Here is a 23,537-nt window from a genome sequence, read left to right as displayed (position 1 = left end):
AAACTAAAAACTATCACACGAATGCAAATTACAAACCAAGCCGGCGATCTACATGAAGTGCCAACAGAAGGAGGAAATCAAAAGCAATATCTTTTGCCTTTTATCCTCGTTACATGCCTATTTTTTCTGTGGGGAATGGCCCACAACTTAGATTCAGTTTTAATTCCGCACTTGAAAAAAGCGTGCGAATTAAACAATCGCCAGTCTACTCTAATTGATACTTCTGTATTCTTTGCTTACTTCATTATGGCGATTCCAGCCGGAATGCTGATTAAAAGATTTGGTTATAAAAACAGTATCATTACTGGATTATTAGTTTTTGCAGCGGGAGCATTTTTGTTTGTTCCAGCAGCTAATACTAGAACTTACGAATTGTTCTTATTTGCACTTTTTGTAATTGGATGTGGTTTAACGATCTTAGAAACTAGTGCAAACCCATACGCTGCAATATTAGGACCTGCAGAATCTTCTTCTAAAAGATTGAATTTAGCCGCTTCTTTTAATGGATTGGCTGCTATGGTCGCTCCAATTGTAGGTTCGCTATTTATTCTTTCCGGAACAAATCATACAAAAGAACAAATGGCAGCAATGCCTGAGGCGGAAAAAGCGGCTTATTTATTAGGTGAAGCTGCTTCTGTAAAAATGCCTTATATTGTTTTAGGAAGCATCTTAGTTTTGGTTGCTGTTATATTTTACTTTGTACAACTGCCTTCAATGAAAGCAACTCATGCAGAAGCTGAAATTAAACCTGGATTTTTCTCGGTTTTAAAATTCAGACATTTAAGCTGGGGCGTTGTAGCTCAATTTTTCTATGTTGGTGCACAGGTTTGCATAACAAGTTTCTTTATCAGAATTGCACAGCAAGGAGCTGGATTAGACGAAAAAACGGCTGGATATTACTTAGGAATCTATGGCTTTCTTTTTATGGCAGGACGTTTTATTGGAACTTTCTTTTTACGTTTTGTAAAAGATTATGTATTGTTGTCAATCTACTGCATAATGAGCGTTTTATTATGTCTAGTTGCAATTTACGGTTCTGGAATTGTGGTTATTTATGCCCTTGGAGGAATTGGGTTCTTTATGTCAATTATGTTCCCAACGATTTTCTCTTTAGGAATTAAAGGCTTAAAATCGAATACTGAAACGGGTTCTTCTTGGTTGGTAATGTCGATTGTCGGCGGTGCTATTATTCCGTACGGAATGGGAACTTTAATTGATATGAATCACGATGATATTCAGTCAGGATATATTATTCCTTTAGTTTGCTTCTTGATCATTCTTTCTTTTGGGGCATTTGGTCATAAAGTAAAAACTCTCTCTGAATAGTTTTTTGCCACAGATTATTTGGATTAAAAGGATTTCTTTTAGCCACGAATTACTCGAATTAGCACAAATTTATTTTTAAAAAATATTTAAATATCAATTGCCTCCAGCTTTAGCTGGAGGTTTTTTGTTTATCCAAATAAAAGGCTTTAGCCAAACTTTTGCGCCTAGTTTGGCTAAAGCCAATAAATGTAGAATCTAGTAACCTCCAGCTAAAGCTGGAGGCAATTCATTTTAGCCATGAATTAGCATAAATTACACCCTTTTATAAAAATAAAAATTCGTGCTAATTCGTGCAATTAGTGGCTATATAATGATCAAAAACGCCTCCAATTGGAGGCGTTTTCTTTTAGTCATGTTTATTTAATGGTGTTTGCCATTACCGTGATCGTGGTTTTTGTCTGACTTATCTTCTTTGTTTTTTCCTTTATCGTTTCCGTAATGATTTCCGTTGTTGCCTTTTGGTTTTTCTCCTCTATTTTTTTGAGGTTTTCCGTGGTAACCTTTCGGGTATTCGGCTCTATGTTTTGTGTGATAATAGTACGGAGCATCTCCTCTATAATCTGTCAAAACTACTTTATAACCAGAATACAAATCATAGTTTCTATATCTTGACGGAAGTCTTCTTTCACGAACCCATTTTCCGCTGTTGTCGTAAATAAATACGCTTTGATTTACATCATAATATACATCGATGTCTGGCAAATAATAGTATCTGCTGTTGTCGTAACCTAACGGCCCCCAATTTGGAGGTGTACCAATATTTACATTTACTGATACCTGAGCTTGAGCAAAAAATGCACTCATAAAAAGCACTGAGGCGAATATAAACTTTTTCATGTCTTTAAAATTTAAATGTTAATCTTATTAGATATTAATCGAAAGTAGTGCCAAAGTTTTACGATTTAAGCATTCATTATACAAAATTACCAAACTAATCGACGGAGAGCGTTTTTTAAACGACGTACTTTTCAAAAAACCGTCTCAGGTTTTGAGACGGTTTTTATCATTATAAACAATTATTTCCAACCACCACCCAACGCTCTGTACAAATTAATAACAGCTTGTAATTTTTGCAGGTTATCATTAACTCCGTTTAATTGTGCTGCTAAAAGATTTTGCTGAGATGTTAATACATCTGTATAGTTAGTTGCCGAACTGTATTCTAAAAGTTCTTGCGTAAAGTCTACTGCTTTTTCTAAAGCTGCGATTTGTTTCGCTCTAGAATCTTCTTTTTCAACAGCCATTTGGTACGCATACAAAGCATTTGAAACTTCCTGACCAGCCACTAAAAGACTTTGCTGGAAATTGTTGTATGCTTGCAATTGTTGTGATTGCGCTGTGGTCAATCTCATTTTATTCACACCATGATTAAATATTGGCTGCGTCAATCCCCCGATAATCGAATAAAAAATAGAATGGCTAAAGAAATCATTCAACTCTAAATTTGAAAATCCTGTACTTGCTGTAAGCGTCAAACTTGGGTAAAAATAAGTTTTAGCCAAATTAGTCGACTCAAAAGCGACTCTGAAATTAAATTCCGCTTGACGGACATCTGGACGATTATTTAATAGCTGCGCTGGCATTCCGATTGCGATTTTTTCAGGAATAATCTGTGTTCCTAGAACTCCTCTATCAATTGGTCCAGGCCCTTGCCCTAGTAAAATATTTATAGCATTTTCGGTTTCACGAATGCTTTGTTTTAAGTCCGGAATTAAAACTTCAGCTGCATGCTGATTAGCTTCACTCTGAACAACAGCTGCACCAGTTACAATTGCTCCTTCTTTTAACGCTTTAATGGTTGCAACGTTTTCGATACGGCTTTTTAATGTTTCTTCCGTAATTTTTAACGATTCATCATACGATAATAGCAAGAAGTAATTATTAGCAATATCAGCAATTAATTGCGTCTGAACGGCTTGTTTTGCAGCATCTGAAGCTAAATAAGTTGCTAGAGCCGCTCTTTTAGAACTGCTTAATTTTCCCCAAACATCAATTTCCCAAGAACTGCTTACGCCTAATTTGTAAGTAGTTGTTAAGGTATTAATATTGATTCCTGCTGGAAAGTTTAATCCTGCCTGCGATTGCTTGTTATGCGTTACGTTTGCGTCCAACTGCAAGCTTGGGTAATAAGCCAATTTACTCTGACGCAGAGAAGCTCTTGCTTGAACAATATTCTCAATTGCATTTTTCAGATTCAAGTTTTGTTCTAAACCTTTCTGGATTAATGCATTTAATTTTTCATCTTTAAAAACAGTATTCCAAGGCATGTCTGCAATTGTAGTCGAATCTGTAGTAGACTGATCACGATACAATTGATCTGTTTTTAAAGTTGTGGGACGTTCGTATTTCTTGGTAACAGAGCACGCACTAATGAGTGCGGCTGTTATTACCAGTAAAATATATTTATTAGAACTATTCGTCATTTTTGTTGTAATTAAATTTTACTCTTTGTGAGCTTCTATTAAATGAATTTCGTCTTCATCATCATCGTCATCATCATAACCATCTTTCGCTGGACCACTTATTCTTTCTTGCAAGTTTTGGAAAATGATAAACAGAACCGGAATAACAAATACTCCTAAAATGGTTCCGATTAACATACCTCCAACGGCACCAGTACCAATAGATTTATTACCAACAGCACCTGCGCCTTTGGCAAACATCAACGGAACTAATCCTAAAATAAAGGCAAACGAAGTCATCAGAATTGGACGTAAACGCGCTACTGCTCCTTCAATGGCAGCTTGTACAATTGGAAGTCCTTTTCTTCTTCTATCCAAAGCAAATTCGACAATCAAGATACCGTTCTTCGCCAGAAGTCCGATAAGCATGATTAAGGAAATCTGCAGGTAAATGTTACTATTTAATTTAAAAATAATCGAGAATAAATACGCTCCTGCTAATCCAAACGGAATTGATAATAATACCGCAAATGGTAAAATGTAACTTTCGTATTGTGCACTCAGTAAGAAATAAACGAAAACCAAACATAAAAGGAAAATGAAAATTGTTTCACTTCCTGAAGCTAATTCCTCACGCGTTAAACCTGAAAATTCATATCCATATCCTGCAGGAAGATTTTCTGCTGCCACTTCTTGAATTGCTTTAATAGCATCTCCAGAACTATAACCTGGTTTTGGCGCTCCTGTAATCGAAATTGACGTAAATAAGTTAAATCTCGAAATAGATTCTGGTCCAAAAACTCTGGTCATTTTTACAAACTCGGTAATTGGCGCCATATTTCCTGCGCTGTTGCGAACGAAAATTTTATTCAATCCTTCTGTATTCGCTCTAAATTCTGGAGCTGCTTGAACCATTACACGGTATTGTTTTCCGAATTTGTTGAAATTCGAAGCATACAATCCTCCGTAATATCCTTGCATGGTCGATAAAATCGTATTTACAGAAACTCCTGCGTCTTTCGCTTTCGCTAAATTTATATCCATCATATACTGAGGGAAACCAGGGTTAAATGGCGTTGTTGCATATTGAATTTCTGGACGTTCCGATAATTTCGCTAAGAATTCATTATTAACTTTATAAAACTCAGAAGTTGTATGCCCTCCTTTATCCTGCAATTGGAATTCGAATCCACCACTTTGTCCAAAACCTTGGATAGTTGGAGGCGAAATAAAGAAAATACTTGCTTCACGAATACCGCTTGTTTTTGCAAAAAGCTGTCCGATTACATCATCAACACTTAAATCACGCTGATCCCAAGGATATAATTTTACAATTACCATACTATAGGCACTACCTGCTCCAGCTGTAAAGTTCTGTCCGACAATACGAAGTGTATTTTTAACTCCTGGAATTGTTTTCGCAATACTATCTACTCTTTTAGCAATAATATCAGAACGTTCCATAGAAGCTGATGGTGGCAAACTAATATTAGCAAAAACAGTTCCTTGATCTTCCGAAGGTACGAAAGCAGAAGGCGTAGTTTTCATCATATAAACCAACGCAGCACCAGCAATTACAATTGAAGCCAATGCAATCCATTTTTTCGCAGAAAGGAAACTTACAGAACGTTTGTATCGTGCTGTAACATTGTCGAATGCCACGTTAAATGAAGTGTAAAAACGCTGTAAATAACTTTTATGTTTGTGATCATCAGCATGTGGTTTCAATAAAAGCGCACATAAAGCTGGACTCAAAGTCAAGGCATTTACTGCCGAAAGAATAATCGCAACGGCCAGTGTAATACCAAACTGTTTGTAGAATACCCCAGTTGATCCGTTAATAAAGGTTACTGGAATAAATACCGCAGCCATTACTAAGGTGATCGAAATAATCGCTCCCGAAATTTCGTCCATCGCATGAATAGTCGCTTTTTTAGCCGATTTATATCCGTGATCCAACTTGGCGTGAACGGCCTCGACGACGACAATCGCATCATCGACCACAATACCAATGGCGAGTACCATTGCAAAAAGCGTCAATAAGTTGATCGTAAATCCGAATAAATTCAGGAAGAAGAATGTACCCACAATCGCAACCGGAACCGCAATTGCTGGAATTAAAGTCGATCTAAAATCTTGAAGGAAAATAAATACTACGATAAAAACCAATATAAAGGCTTCAACCAAAGTGTGAATTACTTTCTCAATAGAAGCATCCAAGTTCTCGTTAACGTCCACCATAATAGTGTACTTCATTCCTTTTGGAAAACTTTTCGCTGCTTCTTCAATCAGTTTTTTAGAATTGATAATTACATCACGAGCATTAGATCCTGGAGTCTGACTAATCGCCATTGCTGCCGATTCCACTCCGTTTGTTTTAATCGTTGACGAATAACTTAAAGATCCCAATTCAACTTTGGCCACATCTTTAAGTCTAAGCATCTGTCCATTTCCAACAGATTTTATAACAATGTCTCCAAATTCCTGAGCACTTGTTAGACGTCCTTTGTATTTAATTACATATTGAAATGCCTGATTTCCGTTTTCACCAAATTTACCTGGTGCTGCTTCGATATTTTGTTCTGCTAAAGCTGCCGAAATATCGCTTGGAATCAGTTTATACTGCTGCATTATGTCAGGTTTTAGCCAGATTCTCATCGAGTAATCTTTGGCACCAAAAACCGTTACATCTCCCACCCCAACTACACGCTGGATTTGCGGTACAAGGTTGATCTTTGCATAGTTTTGAAGAAACGTCTGATCGTAAGCTTTATCATCACTATATAAAGAGAAAATCAACAAGTTACTACTCTGACTTTTGGTTACTGTAACCCCAGCCTGAGTTACCTCTACTGGCAATAAACTTGTTGCTCTAGAAACCCTATTCTGAACGTTTACCGCAGCTAAATCGGGATTTGTTCCTACTTTAAAGAAAACTTTGATCGAAGCATTTCCGTCATTTGTTGCTGTAGAAGTCATGTAAGTCATGTTTTCTACACCATTAATCTGCTCCTCAAGCGGAATTACGATACTTTTAAGTACCACATCTGCATTGGCACCAGTATAACTTGCTGCAACGTTTACCGTTGGTGGCGCGATATCCGGATATTGAGAAATCGGTAACTCAATTAGGCCTAAAACACCTAAGATGACGATAATAACAGATATTACCGTCGAGAGTACGGGTCTTTGTATAAATTTTTTAAACATTTTTTTTATTTTAAATCGGCGTAAACTGCTTCTTGGCTTTGATTATTAGGTTTAATTTCAGTTCCTTCTTTCAATGAAGCTACTCCTTCTAATACGATTTCATCTCCAGCTTTTAAACCGCTTGTTACCACATAATAGTTTCCTGCTGAGTTGTCCAACACTGTGATATTAGCATTTGTTGTCTTTTTGTCTTTTCCTACAACAACTGCAAACATTTTATCCTGTAATTCGAAAGTGGCACTTTGAGGAATTATAATGGCGTCTTTAACGTAGTTCGGAATTTGCACTGTAGTACTGCTCCCGCTTCTGATAATTCCTTTTGGATTTGGGAAACGAGCTCTAAAATTTACAGTACCTGTTTCTGTATTAATTAATCCGTTTACGGTTTCTATTTTTCCTTTTTGATCATAAGTCGAACCATCAGAAAGTACCAAAGAAACATCTGGCATGCTTTTAATTTTTTGGTTTAATGAACCTCCTGCGTCTTTAGTGAAATTTAGAAGCACTTTTTCATTCATTGCAAAATAAGCGTATACATTACCAATACTTGAAACTGTTGTTAAAGGTTCGGCTGTATTAGAACTCACCAAACTTCCTAAACGGAAAGGAATCGAACCTACAACTCCATTTACGGGACTTGTTACGGTAGTATAACCTAAATTAACTTTAGCATTTACTAAAGCTGCATTTGCTTGAGCTAGAGATGCCACAGCTGACTCATAAGTATATTGAGCCGACTCTAAATCGTATTTGCTGATAATTCCTTTTTCAACCAATGGTTTTACTTTATTCACAGCCAATTTTGCTGAACTAACTTCTGCCTGAGCACTTTTAATGCTTGCTGTTGCAGTACGAACTTGCTGCTCATATTCTGGAGCGCTAATCTTAAATAAAGGCTGTCCCGCTTTTACTACAGCACCTTCATCAACAAAAATTTTATCAATATAGCCTTCAACTCTTGGGCGAATTTCTATATTTTGCTGTCCTTGGATACTAGCAGGAAAATCGCTGTTTAATGTCGCTGATTTTAGCTGTAATGTCACAGTCTTATATTCTTTAATCTGCGGCGCACCTCCGGCTTGAGCCGATTTATCATTTTTACCGCAAGAAGCGATAATAAGTGATGCTGCGAGGATGCTTAAAAATGATTGCTTAGTCATTGTGAAAAATGTGTAATTATCGATTATATGTGAACAAAAGAAATAAAATATAAGATACGAAATTTTTCAAATAGACGAACAGCAAGAGACAATCGATAAAGGCAAGATGAGAACCGATGGTTTTATTTAAAATATTAAACAAGTGTTTAATTTTTGTCTTATCGGCTCTAAAATGCTTTTTAGAGACTCTAAATCCCATTTTAGCGATTACCCAAAAATTGTATTTGAATAAAATGTAATATTGTCCATAAATATCAAAAATTACAATGGGACCAAGCTTTTTCAGACCTTACTTATTTACCGGATTACACATACTGAGCTGGGTATTATTAGGCTTTATCATGCTATTTTACATACCTTTAACTTGGAATGTAACGCTACCTGGTGTCTTCTGGCTTTGGCAAATGGTCTTATTGATTTTACTGATCATCATTTTTTATTCGAATGCAAGAATTATAGTTCCAAGAACCATTTTTAAAGACAATACTTCTCCTTTTTTGGTTTGGGCTTTTATTACGATTTTTGCTATGCAGGTTATTGCGTATTTTTATACTTCACAAACCGATCTTCACACCAAAATAAGTTTGATTCTAGGATTCAAAAAATACAAAAATCCTTATTTCGACAATTACGTTTTAATGCTCAGTTTACTTGTTTTAGGAATAAGCACAAGCTGGGCTATGTTGCAATATTGGCAAAAAGCGGCTCAGCATAAGCAAAAATTAGAACAGGATAAAACGGCTGCCGAACTAGCTATGCTTAAAGCACAAATCAATCCACATTTTTTCTTTAACTCGCTTAATAGCATTTATTCACTTACTTATACCGATATTGAAGATTCTAGGAATGCGCTTCACACTTTGAGCCGTATGATGCGTTATCTGCTTTACAGCACAGAAGAAAAAACTACGTTGCTGAAAGAAGCTGAATTTATGAGAGATTTCATTGCATTAATGAAACTTCGTGCCAATAGTAAACTGACTATTACAACAGATATTCCCGAAAAAATACATGATTACCCAATTGTTCCGATGTTATTACTACCTTTAGTAGAAAATGCTTTTAAACATGGTGTTCATGCCACCGATAAAAGTGAAATTTACATTAAGCTTACACAAAATGGAAGTGAGCTCGAATTTGAAGTTGAAAATACTTATTTTGAAAAAATAGCAGTTTCTGATGTAGGCGGAATTGGTTTAACCAACACCAAAAGAAGACTGCAATTGATTTATCCGAATCAGCATTTTATTTCTTTTGGAGTTACCGACCACGGAACATATAAAATTAAATTGAAGATAAATTTAGAGCAATGACAGTAATAAAATGTATAGCAGTAGATGACGAACCATTGGCTTTAAGATTGGTAGAAACCTTTATAGAGCAGACTCCGTTTTTAGAATTAATTACGACCTGCGACAATGCTGTCGATGCAATGGGTCTTATCAGGGAAACAAAACCAGATCTTGTTTTTTTAGATATTAATATGCCTAATTTAAGCGGAATGGAATTGGCAAGATTAATACAAGATCAGGCCGGACCTTTGCCAAAAATCATTTTTACTACGGCTTACAATCATTATGCAATTGAAGGTTACAAAGTAAATGCTGTAGATTATCTTTTGAAACCTTTTAGCTATGAAGAATTTCTGCGTGCTTCAAGCAAAGTTTTACAATTAGCAGAAGAAGCCAACAATACGTTTACTACTATTACGGCAGATGACGAATTTATCTTCTTGAAGGTAGAATATCAATGGGTAAGAATTTCACTAAAAGACATCACCTATATTGAAAGTCTGAAAGATTATGTAAAAGTACATCTTGAAGATTCGCAGAAAGCTTTAATGTCTCTTATTTCGCTTAAAGCATTAGAAGAAAAACTGCCTTCCTCAAAATTCATGCGCGTACATCGTTCTTTCATTGTCTCATTAGATAAAATAAGCGCCATTAGTAAAAACTCCATTTTTATTGATAAAATAGAAATAACGGTTGGCGAACAATATAAAGAAGCCTTTAAGACATTAGTCGATAAATGGCTGAAATAAATTTAGAATAAGAATTACAAAATCATGGAAAAAAGATCAAACAAATATTACTTAACATTAAGCCTTAAGGAATATGCAAACGGTGAAACCGAACCGGCAAAAGAACTCGGAATAGAATTTGACAATCACGATGAAATCTTTGGAATAATAGAACGCATCAAAGAAAAAAACATTTTTCCCGACGATTCGCAAGCTGTTCAGTTTGCTTTAGGTTTAAAATTATTTAGCGAAATCAAAATAAAAAACCGCAAAAATCCTCTTTTTGACGAACTAAATGAAGTTTTTCCAGTCTTCATGAAAAAATTAAAAAGCCTTTAAAAATACCTTTAAAGGCAAGACCTCAGCTTAATACTTCTTGAATTTTAGAACGTTAAATTTCTGCTAAGAAAAGAATAAACCCTTGTTTTGTGGCAATATTTTGCAGCAATTTTTCGTTCCAATAAGGCATGTCCCACTAAATGCTTTCCAAAAGAAGTTTAATTTCTGTTTTTTGAAATTCATCTGCTTCATAAAAAATGGCATGAGCATTTAGGCATTCTTAATTGAAAATAAGAGTTTGTTCGAAACTGACCATTTCATAAGTAACAAACATCTACCCTAAATCTTCACTTTCGAAATGTTCGATAATGCAAAAATTTAATTTTAACCATTAAAACGAAAGCATTATGATTATTCAAAAAAGTATATTTCTTCTTGCTGGATTTCTAGTTTTGAGCAGCTGTTCTAATAACGACAATACTGAAGGAGGCACAGATCCAGGACCGACAGGACCACCTGTAGAAACAGGAACGGCAAACACCACTTATCAGCCCGCATTCTCAGGACAAACACGCGCAGGAAGCATTCAGACTACCACCGAAATTGAATCTAAAGTAATCACCAACGGCTTAAGCGCTCCTTGGGGCGTTGCCTATCTTCCTGACGGACGCCTTTTGGTTACTGAAAAAGCTGGAAAAATTAAAATTGTAACTCAAGCTGGAGTTATTAGCAATGCCTTGACTGGTGTTCCTGCTGTAAATCCTGCAGACCAAGGTGGTTTACTCGGAATTTGCCTCGACCCAGCATTTGCTACAAACCGAATGATTTACTGGGCTTTTTCTGAAGTTGTTGCTGGCGGAAATATTACCGCTGTAGCAAAAGGCAGAATTTCGGACAATGAAACAGCAATTGAAAATGTTAATGTTATTTACCGTTCTAATACGCCAAATGCTAGTACATTACACTACGGAGGCCGAGTTTTATTTGATAAAACGGGAAATTTATTCGTAAGCATTGGCGAAAGATCTGTATTAGAAACGCGTCCTTTAGCACAATCTGTTACCAGCAGTTTGGGCAAAGTTGTTCGCATTACAACAAGCGGACAAGCAGCGCCAGGAAATCCTTCTTTTACGCAAACGGGAGCTTTACCAGAACTTTATAGCATTGGACACAGAAATCCGCAAGGATTGGCAATTCATCCAACTACGGGCGAATTATGGCAAAGCGAGCATGGCCCGAGAGGCGGTGACGAAATTAATAGAATTACAGGCGGAGCAAATTACGGCTGGCCAACAATTACTTACGGAATCGAATATAGTGGTACGAAAGTTGGAGAGGGAATTACGCAGCAAACTGGAATGGAACAACCTGTTTATTACTGGGATCCTGTAGTTTCGCCAAGCGGAATGACTTTCTACGCAGGAAATCGTGTTCCAGAATGGCAAAATAATCTTTTTATTGGTGCTTTAAGCGGTATGCATATTGTACGCTTAGCTTTTAAAGACAATAAAGTTGCTGGAGAAGAAAGATTATTGGCTGGAGAAGGACAAAGATTTAGAGATATTACACAAGGAAAAGATGAAGCATTATACGCCGTTACCGATCAAGGAAGACTTTATAGAATAGATAAAAAGTAAACTTGTTCATTATACATGCCAAAAACGCCCCAAATATGGGGCGTTTTATATTTTATTTTTTTTTTGTTTCAGGTTTCAAGTTTCAGGTTAAACGTAACGTAATAAAACTTGAAACTTGAAACCTGAAACTTGAAACAAAAAGCTTAAGCTTTAGCTTTTCTTTTTACAGTACAGCCAATTTCTTTAGTTTGTGTAATTGCAGGTTTCTGTCCGCTTTTTAATGATGCAATAACCTCTTCTGCATATTTTGTTTTTTGCGGATTATTTCCTTCTGGGTCATTATCGATAGCTCCAACATATTCTACAACATTTCCTTTTGCCGTTTTAGAAACGATAAAGATATGAGGCGTACGTTTTGCTCCATATTCATCAGTAATTTTTTGTCCTGGATCAAATAAATATGGGAAAGGGTATTTCTTGTCTTTTGCCAAATCTTGCATTTTAGCAAATGTATCGGCATTTGAAGCTTCAGGATCATTTGGATTGATTGCAATTACAGGATATCCTTGTGGTCTGAATTTTTTATCCAAATCGATAATTCTTTGCTCGTATCCTACTGCGTAAGGACAAGTATTGCAAGTAAAAACAACAATATATCCTTTTGCATCTTTAAAAGTTCCAAAAGAAACGTCTTTGTTGTCCACATTTTTCAGTTTGAAATCTGGTGCTGCGTCGCCCGCTTTTAGTGTTACGCCACTTTGGGCATGCGAAAGAAAAGCAGAAAATGCTAATGCTAGTAATAAGATTATTTTTTTCATAATGGTTTACAGTTTTTTATATTCAGTTAATAATTGTTCATAGGTAAATTCGCTTTCAACAAATTTTCGTTTATCATTTTTAATAAAAAGTGTTGCTGGAATACTTCCAGACCAACTTGGATCTATTCTATCAATAAATTCTTGTGGATTACTTTCGTTTAAAAGAAAGACTTCATTCTTTAAGTTTTTCCTTTTTACAAGCGGGATTACATTTGAAGTTAGTTTCGATTTAAAATCTAGACTTACTAATAAAACAGCCAGTTTTTCTGATTTATATTCTGCTCCTAATTTCTCAAAATGCGGCAGTTCTTTTATACAAGGCGCACACCAAGTCGCCCAAAAGTTAACGACGTATGTACTGTCTTTCCCATTTTTGATTCTCTCATTAAGCTGATTAATATTTATCAGTTTCACATTCTGACTATAAGCCGAAACTGAAATAATACCGAATAAAAATAGATAGAAAAAAGGCTTTATTTTCATGAGAAGAATGCTTTAGAATTAATTTGTTTCCTACAAATATAAAATAATGATAAATTAGTTTTTGTTAATGAAAGTTTAATGAGTCTTTTAAGCTACTAAGTAGCTAAGATTCTAAGGGACTAAGTTGTTTTTCAGAATCTTATTCAATTTCGTTACATCTTCTTTGTAGCGCGGATAATCTGTTATGTTTCTTACACTATGATTTTCGGTATTTGTCAATCCGATATCTTTTATTTCTACAAAAGGAGATTGCATTACTAATCCATTTAAAATACAGTCTGAAATATATTCTGAATGTGCTTCAAACTTTGGAATTGCGTTTAAATGTTTTACCATTATGGGTTTTAAAACAGCTTTTTCATTTTCTTGTATTCCTGTCATTGGAAGAAAAAGAAGAAACAGATTAGGATATTTTTCAAAAGCTAATAATTTATCCAAAGTAAAAAACCAAGCTTCAAAATGACCTCCTAAATTCCCAATATAAATATCGTTCAAGAAAAAGTTGATTTCATATTCTGCAAATTCAACTGCATAATTTAAATCATCATTTATTTCGCCTGCAACATATCTTGGATTTTCCTCTATATCTTCTTCATTGAAAAATGATCTTTCCCATTCGTATGCTTTGGTTTCATCTGTTTTTACAACTTCTAAAACCTCATCAATATTGAGTTCTTCTTTTTCATCATAGCCTCTCGACCAACAGAAATAATACTTCCAGAAAAAAGTGTTATTGTTGAGTTCATCGATTTGTATTTGCTTATTCATGTTTAAATCTTACTTAAATTCATAAACAAAAGGCGGATATCCAGCTTCACTATGTTTTAATTGTGTAGGCGTTCTAAATCTCATGCTTATTCTTAACTCAAAAATTATGTTTTCATCTGTTCGTTCACTTAAAATCACTTTTATCCACAATGGATATTTATAATTAGGCAACGCCAAAAGATCTACAACCTCATCTAACGAAAATTGTTTACTTAGATTTTTCTCTGTTAAAATCCATAATCGAGCAAAATCATCAATTGAATTATATTTTGCATTCTCTTCTTTAATTGGAGTTATAGTAAAGAGAATTGTTTTATTTTTCAATTCGTTTACAGCTTCTTGTATGGTCTGAAATAAATTACTTTTAAACTGCTCTTTATCCATAAAACATCAACTATATAGATTCTTGTTACAAAAGTTTTTCAAAGATTTCTTTTTCTCCATTTATAAGCTGTTTGCTAATTTTAGCAAAATTCTTTTTCTCGCCAAATGTTGTATACATCACACCTTCCCAGCAATAATTTGCCATTTCTTGAACATTAGTCCCACTATCTGAATATTCTTTTAAATCTTCTTCTGTAAAATAATACGAAACAAAATTCTCTTTACTATCCAATAATAACTTCAAGCTATTTTCACTTATAAAATAAGATGTAAAAACCTTATTATGCGGATGTTCTTGCATGGATAAAATAGCATTGATGTAGACTTTAATTGATTTTTCGTCTATTCCGAATTTCTCCAGAAACACTAGTGTAAATTTCTGCTGAATAGACTGGTGTTCTCCATCAATTGTTTGATAATAATCGATAAGCGTATCAAAATATTTTTCATCTTGCAATCCTAAAGCAAAAACAGCAAAAGTCGAAGGCATGGCACAATTTTCAGCCTCAAGATTGGTATACCATTCGTATTTCTTTTTTGTAAGAGCAATATATTCTAAAATACCATTATGCAGATTTGGATATTTTACCGCTCCAGCAAAAAAATAATTTTGTCCGCATTTTGGAAGTCCTTTTACAGGAAGCAATTCTTTTGTTTTGGACGAAAAACTAATTTCAAAGCTTTTAGGAAAATCAGATTTTAGAAGGTTATTCACGAAATTCAATGCTTTTGCGTAGCTTTCTTCTGTTTCGGTAATCAGTTTTAGACTTATTTTAGCAAAAACATCATTTGCTTTACCTACAAAATCTTTGTCTTTGTATTCTGTCAGCTCTTTTGAAAGTTTTCCTGTTCCGAATTTCTTAAGCTGTTCTACTTCATCAGAACCTAATTCAGTTACCACATCAAAATACTCATTTGCTGTAACTGTGGCGTAACTTGGTCCGTATTTTATATGAGAAACAGCAATATAACATATAAAGCTCAAAAGCTCTTTTTGCTCTTCTGTCAATATAGGTTTCGGAAGTTCTTCTTTTGTTTTAGGTATAAAAATCTTGTATTTACCTTTTTTTACTCTTTCAAAACTATTAAAAACCAATTCTTCTGCCTGCAATCCTAATGTATAACGGTAGCTATCGAATCCATTAAGTTTTCTAAGTTTTTCAACAAACGAAATATAAAACTCTTTTGAAAAAGGTCTAGTCTGGAAAAAATATTCAATTATGGGAGATAACAGAAATTTTTCTCCCGAATCTAATAGATACGGATTTGGATATGCTTTATCAATTTTAACGGTATTATTATCAATCGCTTCAATGAATTTTTCTAAAAGCGCTTCGTTGCCTTCTATTTTTACTAAATAATTTAATTCTCTCATTCTCTATTTTATTGTCACATTTTTAATTTGATTATTCTTCATCCTCTTCATCATATTCTTCATCATCATAAGAAAGATAAGACCAATCAATATCAACAAGATCAAGAATGGCATCAAATCGTTCCTGAATACTTGATCCAATAAAAGCTCCTGTACAATTGTTTTCCTGATCGAATGACAAACTGATCACCTCATAAAACTCATCTGTATATACTTTCTGATTTTCTCTACTGATTTCGGGAACAAGCGTATAATTCTCTTCTACAAACTTTACAATTTGCGAATCAATTTCTCCTAAGTAATTTCCATTAAATTGAAGTCCGCCCAAAGTACCATTGAAAACTGCCATTAAAACAAAAAAGTTCTCCGTTGTCTCGGTTTCCATTCCCCAATCTGATTTTTCGATCGTGTCATAATTGCCATAAACTGGTGGATTGTTCTGTGACAAATCTTCCTTTTTAATTCCCCAAAAACCTACGTTTTGATTTTCTTCATAAAAAACCAGAAAATCATCATCAGAAAATCCGATTTCATTTTCAGGTTTCAAAAGCCTGTTAAAGCAGTAATTAAGATTTTCCTCTTTCCCTAATTCCAAATAATATTCTTTGAGTTTTGAAGGAAGTTTTACATTTAATCTTGTCTCAAGATCGAGAATCCCATTTTCTGAAAATCCGTAGTTTTCATTTTCAGATAGGTTATAAAGGCGTTTAATCTTTTGAATATAATTCATCTTAGGCTTCTATTTTTATATGGTGAAAAATAAACAATTAATTACAAGCTTGCAATTACTTTATAATGATAATCCCACTTTTTAAAAATAATAATCCATTATTTTCTAGTCATGTTTTCTTGACTAATTGACTTGCAATGATATTCGTCTCAACTTTGCAGCAAATTCATAAATCCGAGAGTCCCTTTTTTAAAACTACTATGAAAATACTGTCGATACTATTAATCTTGATTTGCAATATAAGCTGCCAATCACAAACGAATTCTAAAATGAGTGAAGATAAAACAAATCCGTTATTATGCGATCCTGTAAGCGGAATGTGTGAAATGCCTATCGGCGAAAATTCAAGTATAAAAACAACAATTCGAACAGAAAATAAACCGATAAAAATAATTTACTATACCGATCCTATTTGTTCTTCTTGCTGGGGAATTGAACCTCAACTTAGAAAACTAAAGTTAGAGTATGGCGATTATTTTGAAATTGATTATCGAATGGGCGGTTTATTACCCGATTGGAGTTATAACAGCGGCGGAATAAGCAAACCTTCAGATGTTGCGCATCATTGGGATGAAGCCAGTTTATATTACGAAATGCCAATGGATGGTAATGTCTGGATTGAAGATCCGTTAGATTCGTCTTATCCGTCCTGTATTGCTATGAAAGCGGCACAAATGCAAAGCAAGGAAAAAGCGGTTTATTTTATGCGTATTCTTCGCGAAAAGCTTTATCTAGATAAAAAGAACATTGCAAAATGGGAAAACATAGCAGAAGCTGCAAAAATCGCAGGTCTAGATGTTCCGAAACTAAAAGCAGATTATGATGATGCAGAAGAACTTTTTCAAGATGACTTAAATTTAGGAAAAACTCTTGGCGTACGAGGTTTTCCAACTTTATTTTTAGCCAATGCAGAAAATAATCAATTAACTGTTTACGGCTCTAAACCTTATGATGCTTATGAAAATGCTTTATTAGCGTTATTTCCTGAAGCAAAAAAGAAAAAGTTTGAAAATAAAAATTCATTGTCAATTTTTGAAATTTATCCAACATTGGCACCAAAGGAATATGCTGTTATATTAGATATTTCGGTTAATGAAGCCAAAACTATTTTGGAAGAATTATTTAGTAAAGGGAAATTGAATAAGAAAGCTATAAAAAATGGTTTGCTTTACATCAAAAAATAATTAAAAGAACGAGAGAATATTCAATTGAAACATCTGATTGCAGGAAAGATATCGTCTCTTAAAATGATATTTAGAATTACTAAAGGGGTTCTTTAAAAATATACTCTTTATCATATTCTATTTCAAAAACTTTCAGTTGTTTCTGGTATTCTTCTAAAAATGTTTCTATTTTATGATGCTGTTCTTGATTTTGAATATATCGAATTACATTCGGAACATGACTTCTTGAATATGAAAAAGCACCGTAACCTTCTTGCCATAAGAAATCTGGTGACAATTTTTGTTCTTTAATCCATTTACTGCTTTCTGTTTTTACATTTTGAACTAATGCAGAAATGGATTGTGTTGGACGCATTCCTATAAAAATATGTATATGATCTGGCATGCTATTAATACATAACATTTTATGATTGTTGGATTGGATTATACCCGTTATGTATTGATGTAATTTATCTTTCCAATCCTTTGCAATTAATGCTTTTCTATATTTCACTGCAAAAACAAATTGTATATGCAATTGTGTGTACGTATTTGCCATACCAACCAAACGTTCCTACGGAACGAAAAAAAATTAATCATCTAAAGTTCTACCGATGAGATGTTCCTAACGGAACATTTCCTTTCTGCTGATGCAAATTTTAAAAATGCTACTACTACTACTACTACTACTACTACTACTACTACTACTACTACTACTACCGATGAGATGTTCCTAATGGAACATTTCCTTTCTGCTGATGCAAATTTTAAAAATGCTACCGATGAGATGTTCCTAACGGAACATTTCCTTTCTGCTGATACAAATTTTAAAAATGCCTGTGTTTAACATGACTCCCAAAAGTCCAAAGAGTATTAGTTTAGGACAAAAAAAATGTTCCGCTAGAAACATCTCATTGGTAGAAAAAAAAAATGTTCCGTTAGGAACATCTCATCGGTAGAAAAAAAATGTTTGCGTGATTATCGTCCCGTAAGGACGTTTGATTGGTTTATTAAATTTCCCTCAAAATCAAATCGGCCACAACATCTATTGCTTGATCGATAATACCTTCCGGACTTCCTTTAAACTCAAATCGTTTGGCAATCTCTTTTTCAGGCAAAATAATATGTATAAAAATTGTTCCAACAGGTTTTGACTCGCTTTCGCTTCCTCCTGGAGTTGTCAATCCTGTTATCCCCACACAAATGTCTGAATTAATGTATCTATAAAAATTTTGTGCCATTAACTTGGTAACCTCAACAGATTCGGCACTGTATTGTTCAATAGTCCCCCACGGAATATGAAGCAAATCTTCTTTCATTGAAGAATGATAACATACTATTCCTCCTATTAGAATTCGTCCCGAATTAAAAACAGTCGAAAATTCATAACACATTTTTCCCGCAGATGCACTTTCTGCAAAAGCTATCGTTAAGTTCTTTTCTATCAAAGCTTGACAGCATGCGGTTACCTTATCTGATGCCATACGTTTTAGATTTAATTATAAATTAATTTCAATCTCAAATGTAGATTGTTCCGATTTAGTAAACTTACATAATTTCTTACAATATTTACATTATAAGTAACTGTTAATTATGCAACTATCAAATATTTTCTTATAAGACATTGCTCAAATGTCCTTGCTAAATTTGTAAAACAGGTACTTTCAAAAAAGTGAAACTTATGAATACTAGCCTTCAAAAATATAAAAGCCTTTAATTAAGTTGAATTAATAGAAATGCAGAAAAATACAATTGCAGAAAAAAAACAATGCATTCAAAAACATAGTGCATTGTTTCTGCAAAGCACAGAAAAACGTAATCCCAACAGAAAAGTAATAATCTAAAAAATAGTATTATGGAAAAGCAGCACAACCATGAATATGGTCAGTTTGATCCTGATTATATTGAACAAAATACTCTTGTTGATGGAACATATTCTAAAGAAGATGAGTTTAAACAAGTTTTAAATAAACATGATAATCATGAATTTGGAGAAAGCGATCCAGATTATTATGAACAAAATACCGTGATTGATAATGACAATTATGCACGTGATGAAAATCCATATCAATATCAAGAGGAATTTATTCAAGATCCTTCCTATTCAAATGGAGATTTTGAACGTCATGAAACTATTCGAGCAGAAAATATTCCAAATCAGGAAAGAATCATTAATGAAGATGATCCCATTACAAACGATGGCACAAAAGACGATTTAAACGATGAGTATCATCCTGATTTAGATTACGAAAACGACCTGGAAAAAGAGGAAGATTTGGATAAGGATGAAGAATTAGACGATTTTGACGCAGAACATTATCCAGAAAATCATCCTAGAGAATAGCAAAAATTATCGTAAATTGTAAAGCATTAATTGATGACTATAGCAGTTCAAATTGTCTGGCTTTTTGTATTAGCAATTCCGATTGCTTGTGTCAGCTGGACTGTCACTCACGAAGAAATTTTTAGAGAACCACATGAATGGTGTGTCAGACATTCAAAAAATGACAGATATATACTGTCAAGAAAGTTCTTTTATCTCTTCACTTGTGAATATTGCTTTAGTCACTATGTCACTATCGTGTTTCTGGTTATCTGTGATTATAAACTTTTGTTAAATGACTGGAGAGGATATTTTTTGGCAGGGTTTTCTCTGGTTTTTATGGCAAATGTTTATATGAGTCTTTTTGCTCTATTACGCCAAGCTATAAAAAAGGAAAAGGTTGAAATTGAGAAAATTGAAAGTGAAACTGACACTGAAAACAGTAAAAATTAAAAAATAACAAATAAGTATAATTAAATTAATTGGCATTATGGAGAATTTGAATTTTATAGACCCATTATTACACGGAATTAAACCTGAAAGCAAACCGTTAAATCTGTCAGTAAAACAAATGGTATGTGCTGGCGTTGGTGCTCTTTTGGCATCGGCTGTTTTAAAAAAAACTGGGCATAAAAAAGCAAGTGCTGTTGTAGGAAGTCTTGCATTACCAATTTTAGCATCGGCTTGTTATAAAAAATACAGTCAAGTGTCTAAAGAGAAAATTGATGCTCAATCAAGCAGCGGTATCGAATACAATCACTAAACGTTTAAATAAACTATCATAAAAAAGAGCGCTTATTACCTATAAGCGCTCTTTTCCATTTTTAAGAAGATTGACTTAAGAAATATTCCCTTCAACCCAATTTAATGCTTTATTAAAATCAACCTTTTTATAACCACGAAACTCACCTGGAACAATATAGCTAAATCCGTTTGTGAAAGAAATGATTTCGTCTGTATCAGTTACAATAGCTGCCCTATTCCATTTTCCAAGATTTTTCAAACCAAGAAGAGCATCTTGAAGCCATGCTCCCGTTGTAAAATTTTCAATATCTGTGTCTAAAACCAGTAAAAAATTAATTTCATTTGTTTGCTTTACCAAATGCTCAACGGCTGGAGCCACTGCTGTTACAAAATCATCTTTTGTCACTTCTGCCAATGCTCTAAAGGCAACAATATTATCTGTAGTGTCGATTTGATGTATCATGATTTTTATTCTTTTTGAGTTATTTAATACTATTCATTTTCAAACATTTTAAGAATGTTCAATACACACTCAAATATACTCAATATCAATTAGATACCATTTACATTTAACTATTCGTTTATTATATTTTTTCTAGGTACTAAGGTTCTGAGATGCTAAGGTTCTAGGGTCTGATAAGTGAACCTAGATACTTTGCGTTAGATGCACTGCAGTGCATCTCTACAATTCTGTGAAGACTATAAACCTAGATTATCGTATAATTTAATTACCAAAGATTTTCCGTAGAGACGCACTGCAGTGCGTCTAACGATTTGTGAAATCATACAGAAAATCAAATCGGAAATGCTTTGCGTTAGATGCACTGCAGTGCATCTCTACAATTCTAAACGGAATATCATGATGTAAAAAAACTTTTGAACCTTACCAACCATAAATCTTAGAACCTCAGAGCCTCAGTATCTTAGCACCTCAAAAAAAAGCCTGCTTTTTTTGAAACAGGCTTTTTGAAAAAAAATAAAAAATAAACTAACACACAAACTTAATTGTATCCTTGATTTTGTTTGAATTCTTTAGTCACATCAATTGTAGATTGCGGAATCGGGAAAACTCTTCTGTATGGTTCTGAAGCTGGTTTTGCAGTTCCTGGAAGATCAAATTTCCCAAAACGAATCATTTGTGGTCTTCTGTATAATTCCCAGTATAATTCGAAACCAATTTCATTATATAAAACAGTCTGATCAATTGCTGTCAGAGCTTTACCAGGTGTACTTCCGTATAATGATTCTCTTTTTCTGCTTGTACGCAATTTGTTCAAGTCTTCCATTGCCTGACCAGTATTTCCTTTTCTGAAATAAGCCTCAGCTCTCATCGTATAAATTCCACCTAAACGGAATAAAGGAATATCAACATTACTATTTCCGTTTCCTCCTTCTGGATCAAATTCATATTTAAAAATACGTGCTCCTTGATTAATCTCGTTCTGAGCAAAAACTGCTTGAGCTGGATTTTTGAAAGTCAAAGAAGGCGTAAAATCCATTCTTGTAGTTGTACTTTTTTCCATGTATAATGGCGAAACTTTAATGCGTCCGTTAACCATTTCTAAAGAACCAGACGACAATAAGATTGGTCCGTATTGAGGGCCAAATTCAATTCCTCTATTAAAATGGAACCAAGGTAAATTAGCACTTTTCGGAACAATATCTGTTGCTGGAACACTTACATCTGTACCATCATTTTTAAACCAAGTTCCATCAGCATATTGGTATTTCTGCTGAAATCTCGGATCATCATGATTTCCATCCCATGTTGCAAAAAATTCAGGAGTTGTACATGCCGCATTTGTTCCTCTATTGGCAGCAGAAGTTCTTTGGTTACGTTCCATACACACATAAGCAAAACTGTTAGATCCGTTTCTGATGTAATCTATCTTTTGAGAAATAGCAAAAATCAACTCTTTTCCTTTTTCATTATCTCTTGCGAAGTTTTTGAAATAATCGCTTTCCAAAGAATACTTTCCAGAATCAATTAATAATGAAGTATAATAAATTACACGATCCATATCATTTCCTGTACCAGTTGCTGCAGATTCAGTAAAATTAAAGTTCGAAGATGCATTAAAACGATCTTTGAAAACTGCACGGTTCAAATACATTGTTGCTAAGAATCCGTACGCCGCTTCTTTTGTAAATCTTCCGTGGTGCGTTTGCTGTGTTCCCATTTCTGCTAAATCTGGCAGTAAGGCTTCAACATCTTTTATAAGCTGATCAATTTGAGTATCGGCTTTTAAAATCTGTAAAGGTGCATTCGGATTCATCGGGTCTCTATACGGCGCTTGTCCGTATAAATCTAATGTTGTGTATAAATAATATGCTAAAAGTCCTTTTGCTTCCGCTAAAAACAATTTTTTCTCTGGAATTGAACTTTCTTCAACTGACTGAATTGCAGTTAGCGAACGTGTAATTCCGTTTGTCAATTTATTCCAGTTATCCACCACAACAGCATTATCCGATTTCCATGTAAACTCATGCATGTCTCTCCACTTTCCACCATCTCCCCAGTCACTTCCGCGAGTTGGCAAAATCGCCTCATCTGTCGTGTATTCCTGTAGCGAAAAAATACCACCATGATCTACAAAAGTTCCGTCTCCCAAACGGTCGTAAGCTGCCGCTAAAGCTCCAGCAGGGTTTGAAGCGTTTTCTCCTAAAACCTCATCCAAAACAACTTCATCTAGGTTAGTACAGCTTGCAAAAAGCCATATAAAAGAAAATATCGCTAATGTTTTTATATTAAAAATTGTATTTGTCTTCATAATA

General features: G+C 34.2%; 24 protein-coding genes. 10 read left to right on the top strand and 14 right to left on the bottom strand.

All coding sequences use genetic code 11. From position 1 onward, the window contains the following. Positions 1–21: 21 nt before the first annotated feature. Positions 22–1,326, top strand: coding sequence for an L-fucose:H+ symporter permease (gene fucP, locus AC5ZCW_RS10705; protein ID WP_496119696.1), 1,305 nt, complete (start codon positions 22–24; stop codon positions 1,324–1,326). Positions 1,327–1,686: 360 nt separating this feature from the next. Here fucP and AC5ZCW_RS10700 read toward each other — a convergent pair whose 3' ends face one another. The 4 genes from AC5ZCW_RS10700 to AC5ZCW_RS10685 form a co-directional block, all read right to left on the bottom strand. Further along, complete coding sequence (locus tag AC5ZCW_RS10700) at positions 1,687–2,163, bottom strand: hypothetical protein (protein ID WP_496119694.1); 477 nt, start codon at positions 2,161–2,163, stop codon at positions 1,687–1,689. A gap of 179 nt (positions 2,164–2,342) precedes the next feature. Beyond that, positions 2,343–3,749, bottom strand: a complete 1,407-nt coding sequence (locus AC5ZCW_RS10695; protein ID WP_343543858.1) for an efflux transporter outer membrane subunit — start codon at positions 3,747–3,749, stop codon at positions 2,343–2,345. An 18-nt stretch (positions 3,750–3,767) separates the two neighbouring features. Further along, complete coding sequence (locus AC5ZCW_RS10690; RefSeq protein WP_198857407.1) at positions 3,768–6,938, bottom strand: efflux RND transporter permease subunit; 3,171 nt, start codon at positions 6,936–6,938, stop codon at positions 3,768–3,770. Between the two features lie 5 nt (positions 6,939–6,943). Beyond that, complete coding sequence (locus AC5ZCW_RS10685) at positions 6,944–8,098, bottom strand: efflux RND transporter periplasmic adaptor subunit (protein ID WP_281632989.1); 1,155 nt, start codon at positions 8,096–8,098, stop codon at positions 6,944–6,946. Positions 8,099–8,364: 266 nt separating this feature from the next. Between AC5ZCW_RS10685 and AC5ZCW_RS10680 the strand changes: the two genes are divergently transcribed. From AC5ZCW_RS10680 to AC5ZCW_RS10665, 4 genes are all read left to right on the top strand, one after another. After that, complete coding sequence (locus AC5ZCW_RS10680; RefSeq protein WP_496119690.1) at positions 8,365–9,411, top strand: sensor histidine kinase; 1,047 nt, start codon at positions 8,365–8,367, stop codon at positions 9,409–9,411. Next, the gene (locus AC5ZCW_RS10675; protein WP_496119688.1) at positions 9,408–10,139 is read left to right on the top strand and encodes a LytR/AlgR family response regulator transcription factor; all 732 of its coding nucleotides are present in this window, start codon (positions 9,408–9,410) and stop codon (positions 10,137–10,139) included. The genes AC5ZCW_RS10680 and AC5ZCW_RS10675 overlap by 4 nt, the downstream gene beginning before the upstream one ends. Before the next feature lie 24 nt (positions 10,140–10,163). Next, positions 10,164–10,457: a DUF3861 domain-containing protein gene (locus AC5ZCW_RS10670; protein ID WP_281632992.1), complete on the top strand. Its 294-nt coding sequence runs from the start codon at positions 10,164–10,166 to the stop codon at positions 10,455–10,457. Positions 10,458–10,804: 347 nt separating this feature from the next. Next, positions 10,805–12,034, top strand: coding sequence for a PQQ-dependent sugar dehydrogenase (locus AC5ZCW_RS10665; protein ID WP_496119686.1), 1,230 nt, complete (start codon positions 10,805–10,807; stop codon positions 12,032–12,034). Between the two features lie 143 nt (positions 12,035–12,177). On the opposite strand, the gene AC5ZCW_RS10660 is transcribed toward AC5ZCW_RS10665, so the two are convergent. From AC5ZCW_RS10660 to AC5ZCW_RS10635, 6 genes are all read right to left on the bottom strand, one after another. Further along, positions 12,178–12,792 (bottom strand): thioredoxin family protein, encoded by a 615-nt coding sequence (locus AC5ZCW_RS10660; protein WP_496119684.1) that lies wholly within the window; start codon positions 12,790–12,792, stop codon positions 12,178–12,180. Between the two features lie 6 nt (positions 12,793–12,798). Beyond that, a complete protein-coding gene (locus AC5ZCW_RS10655; RefSeq protein WP_343584008.1) occupies positions 12,799–13,275 on the bottom strand; it encodes a TlpA family protein disulfide reductase in 477 nt (158 codons plus the stop codon). Positions 13,276–13,386: 111 nt separating this feature from the next. Continuing rightward, positions 13,387–14,043: an Imm19 family immunity protein gene (locus AC5ZCW_RS10650; RefSeq protein WP_492445578.1), complete on the bottom strand. Its 657-nt coding sequence runs from the start codon at positions 14,041–14,043 to the stop codon at positions 13,387–13,389. Positions 14,044–14,052: 9 nt separating this feature from the next. Next, entirely contained in the window at positions 14,053–14,427 is a 375-nt protein-coding gene (locus AC5ZCW_RS10645) for a hypothetical protein (RefSeq protein ID WP_496119681.1), read from the bottom strand. A gap of 25 nt (positions 14,428–14,452) precedes the next feature. Next, entirely contained in the window at positions 14,453–15,802 is a 1,350-nt protein-coding gene (locus AC5ZCW_RS10640) for a DUF6138 family protein (RefSeq protein ID WP_496119679.1), read from the bottom strand. A 31-nt stretch (positions 15,803–15,833) separates the two neighbouring features. After that, positions 15,834–16,532 (bottom strand): SMI1/KNR4 family protein, encoded by a 699-nt coding sequence (locus AC5ZCW_RS10635; protein WP_496119678.1) that lies wholly within the window; start codon positions 16,530–16,532, stop codon positions 15,834–15,836. A gap of 269 nt (positions 16,533–16,801) precedes the next feature. On the opposite strand from AC5ZCW_RS10635, the gene AC5ZCW_RS10630 reads away from it, so the two are divergent. Beyond that, positions 16,802–17,716 carry a DsbA family protein gene (locus tag AC5ZCW_RS10630; RefSeq protein WP_496119676.1) on the top strand — a complete coding sequence of 305 codons (915 nt, stop codon included), beginning with the start codon at positions 16,802–16,804 and terminating at the stop codon, positions 17,714–17,716. Between the two features lie 79 nt (positions 17,717–17,795). Here the strand turns inward: AC5ZCW_RS10630 and tnpA are convergent, their stop codons facing one another. Continuing rightward, positions 17,796–18,254 (bottom strand): IS200/IS605 family transposase, encoded by a 459-nt coding sequence (gene tnpA, locus AC5ZCW_RS10625; RefSeq protein WP_496119674.1) that lies wholly within the window; start codon positions 18,252–18,254, stop codon positions 17,796–17,798. A 60-nt stretch (positions 18,255–18,314) separates the two neighbouring features. Between tnpA and AC5ZCW_RS10620 the strand changes: the two genes are divergently transcribed. Further along, positions 18,315–18,542, top strand: coding sequence for a hypothetical protein (locus AC5ZCW_RS10620; protein ID WP_496119673.1), 228 nt, complete (start codon positions 18,315–18,317; stop codon positions 18,540–18,542). Positions 18,543–18,705: 163 nt separating this feature from the next. Here the strand turns inward: AC5ZCW_RS10620 and AC5ZCW_RS10615 are convergent, their stop codons facing one another. Then, a complete protein-coding gene (locus AC5ZCW_RS10615) occupies positions 18,706–19,179 on the bottom strand; it encodes a CinA family protein (protein ID WP_496119671.1) in 474 nt (157 codons plus the stop codon). Positions 19,180–19,550: 371 nt separating this feature from the next. Between AC5ZCW_RS10615 and AC5ZCW_RS10610 the strand changes: the two genes are divergently transcribed. Genes AC5ZCW_RS10610 through AC5ZCW_RS10600 form a run of 3 tightly spaced genes read left to right on the top strand, consistent with a single transcriptional unit; the run spans position 19,551 to position 20,781 of the window. Beyond that, entirely contained in the window at positions 19,551–20,039 is a 489-nt protein-coding gene (locus AC5ZCW_RS10610) for a hypothetical protein (RefSeq protein ID WP_496119669.1), read from the top strand. 33 nt (positions 20,040–20,072) lie between these two features. Then, positions 20,073–20,471 (top strand): hypothetical protein, encoded by a 399-nt coding sequence (locus AC5ZCW_RS10605; RefSeq protein WP_496119667.1) that lies wholly within the window; start codon positions 20,073–20,075, stop codon positions 20,469–20,471. A gap of 37 nt (positions 20,472–20,508) precedes the next feature. Next, on the top strand, positions 20,509–20,781 hold the full coding sequence (locus AC5ZCW_RS10600; RefSeq protein WP_281633000.1) for a PrgI family protein: 273 nt from the start codon (positions 20,509–20,511) through the stop codon (positions 20,779–20,781). Positions 20,782–20,856: 75 nt separating this feature from the next. On the opposite strand, the gene AC5ZCW_RS10595 is transcribed toward AC5ZCW_RS10600, so the two are convergent. Next, on the bottom strand, positions 20,857–21,225 hold the full coding sequence (locus AC5ZCW_RS10595; RefSeq protein WP_281633001.1) for a SpoIIAA family protein: 369 nt from the start codon (positions 21,223–21,225) through the stop codon (positions 20,857–20,859). Positions 21,226–21,763: 538 nt separating this feature from the next. After that, positions 21,764–23,533, bottom strand: a complete 1,770-nt coding sequence (locus AC5ZCW_RS10590) for a RagB/SusD family nutrient uptake outer membrane protein (RefSeq protein ID WP_496119665.1) — start codon at positions 23,531–23,533, stop codon at positions 21,764–21,766. Between the last annotated feature and the right edge of the window lie 4 nt (positions 23,534–23,537).

The sequence above is a fragment of the Flavobacterium sp. PLA-DH12 genome (assembly GCF_059511845.1).
The sequence above is the reverse complement of the archived record's forward strand: the minus strand, read 5'-3'. Positions and strand labels throughout refer to the sequence as shown.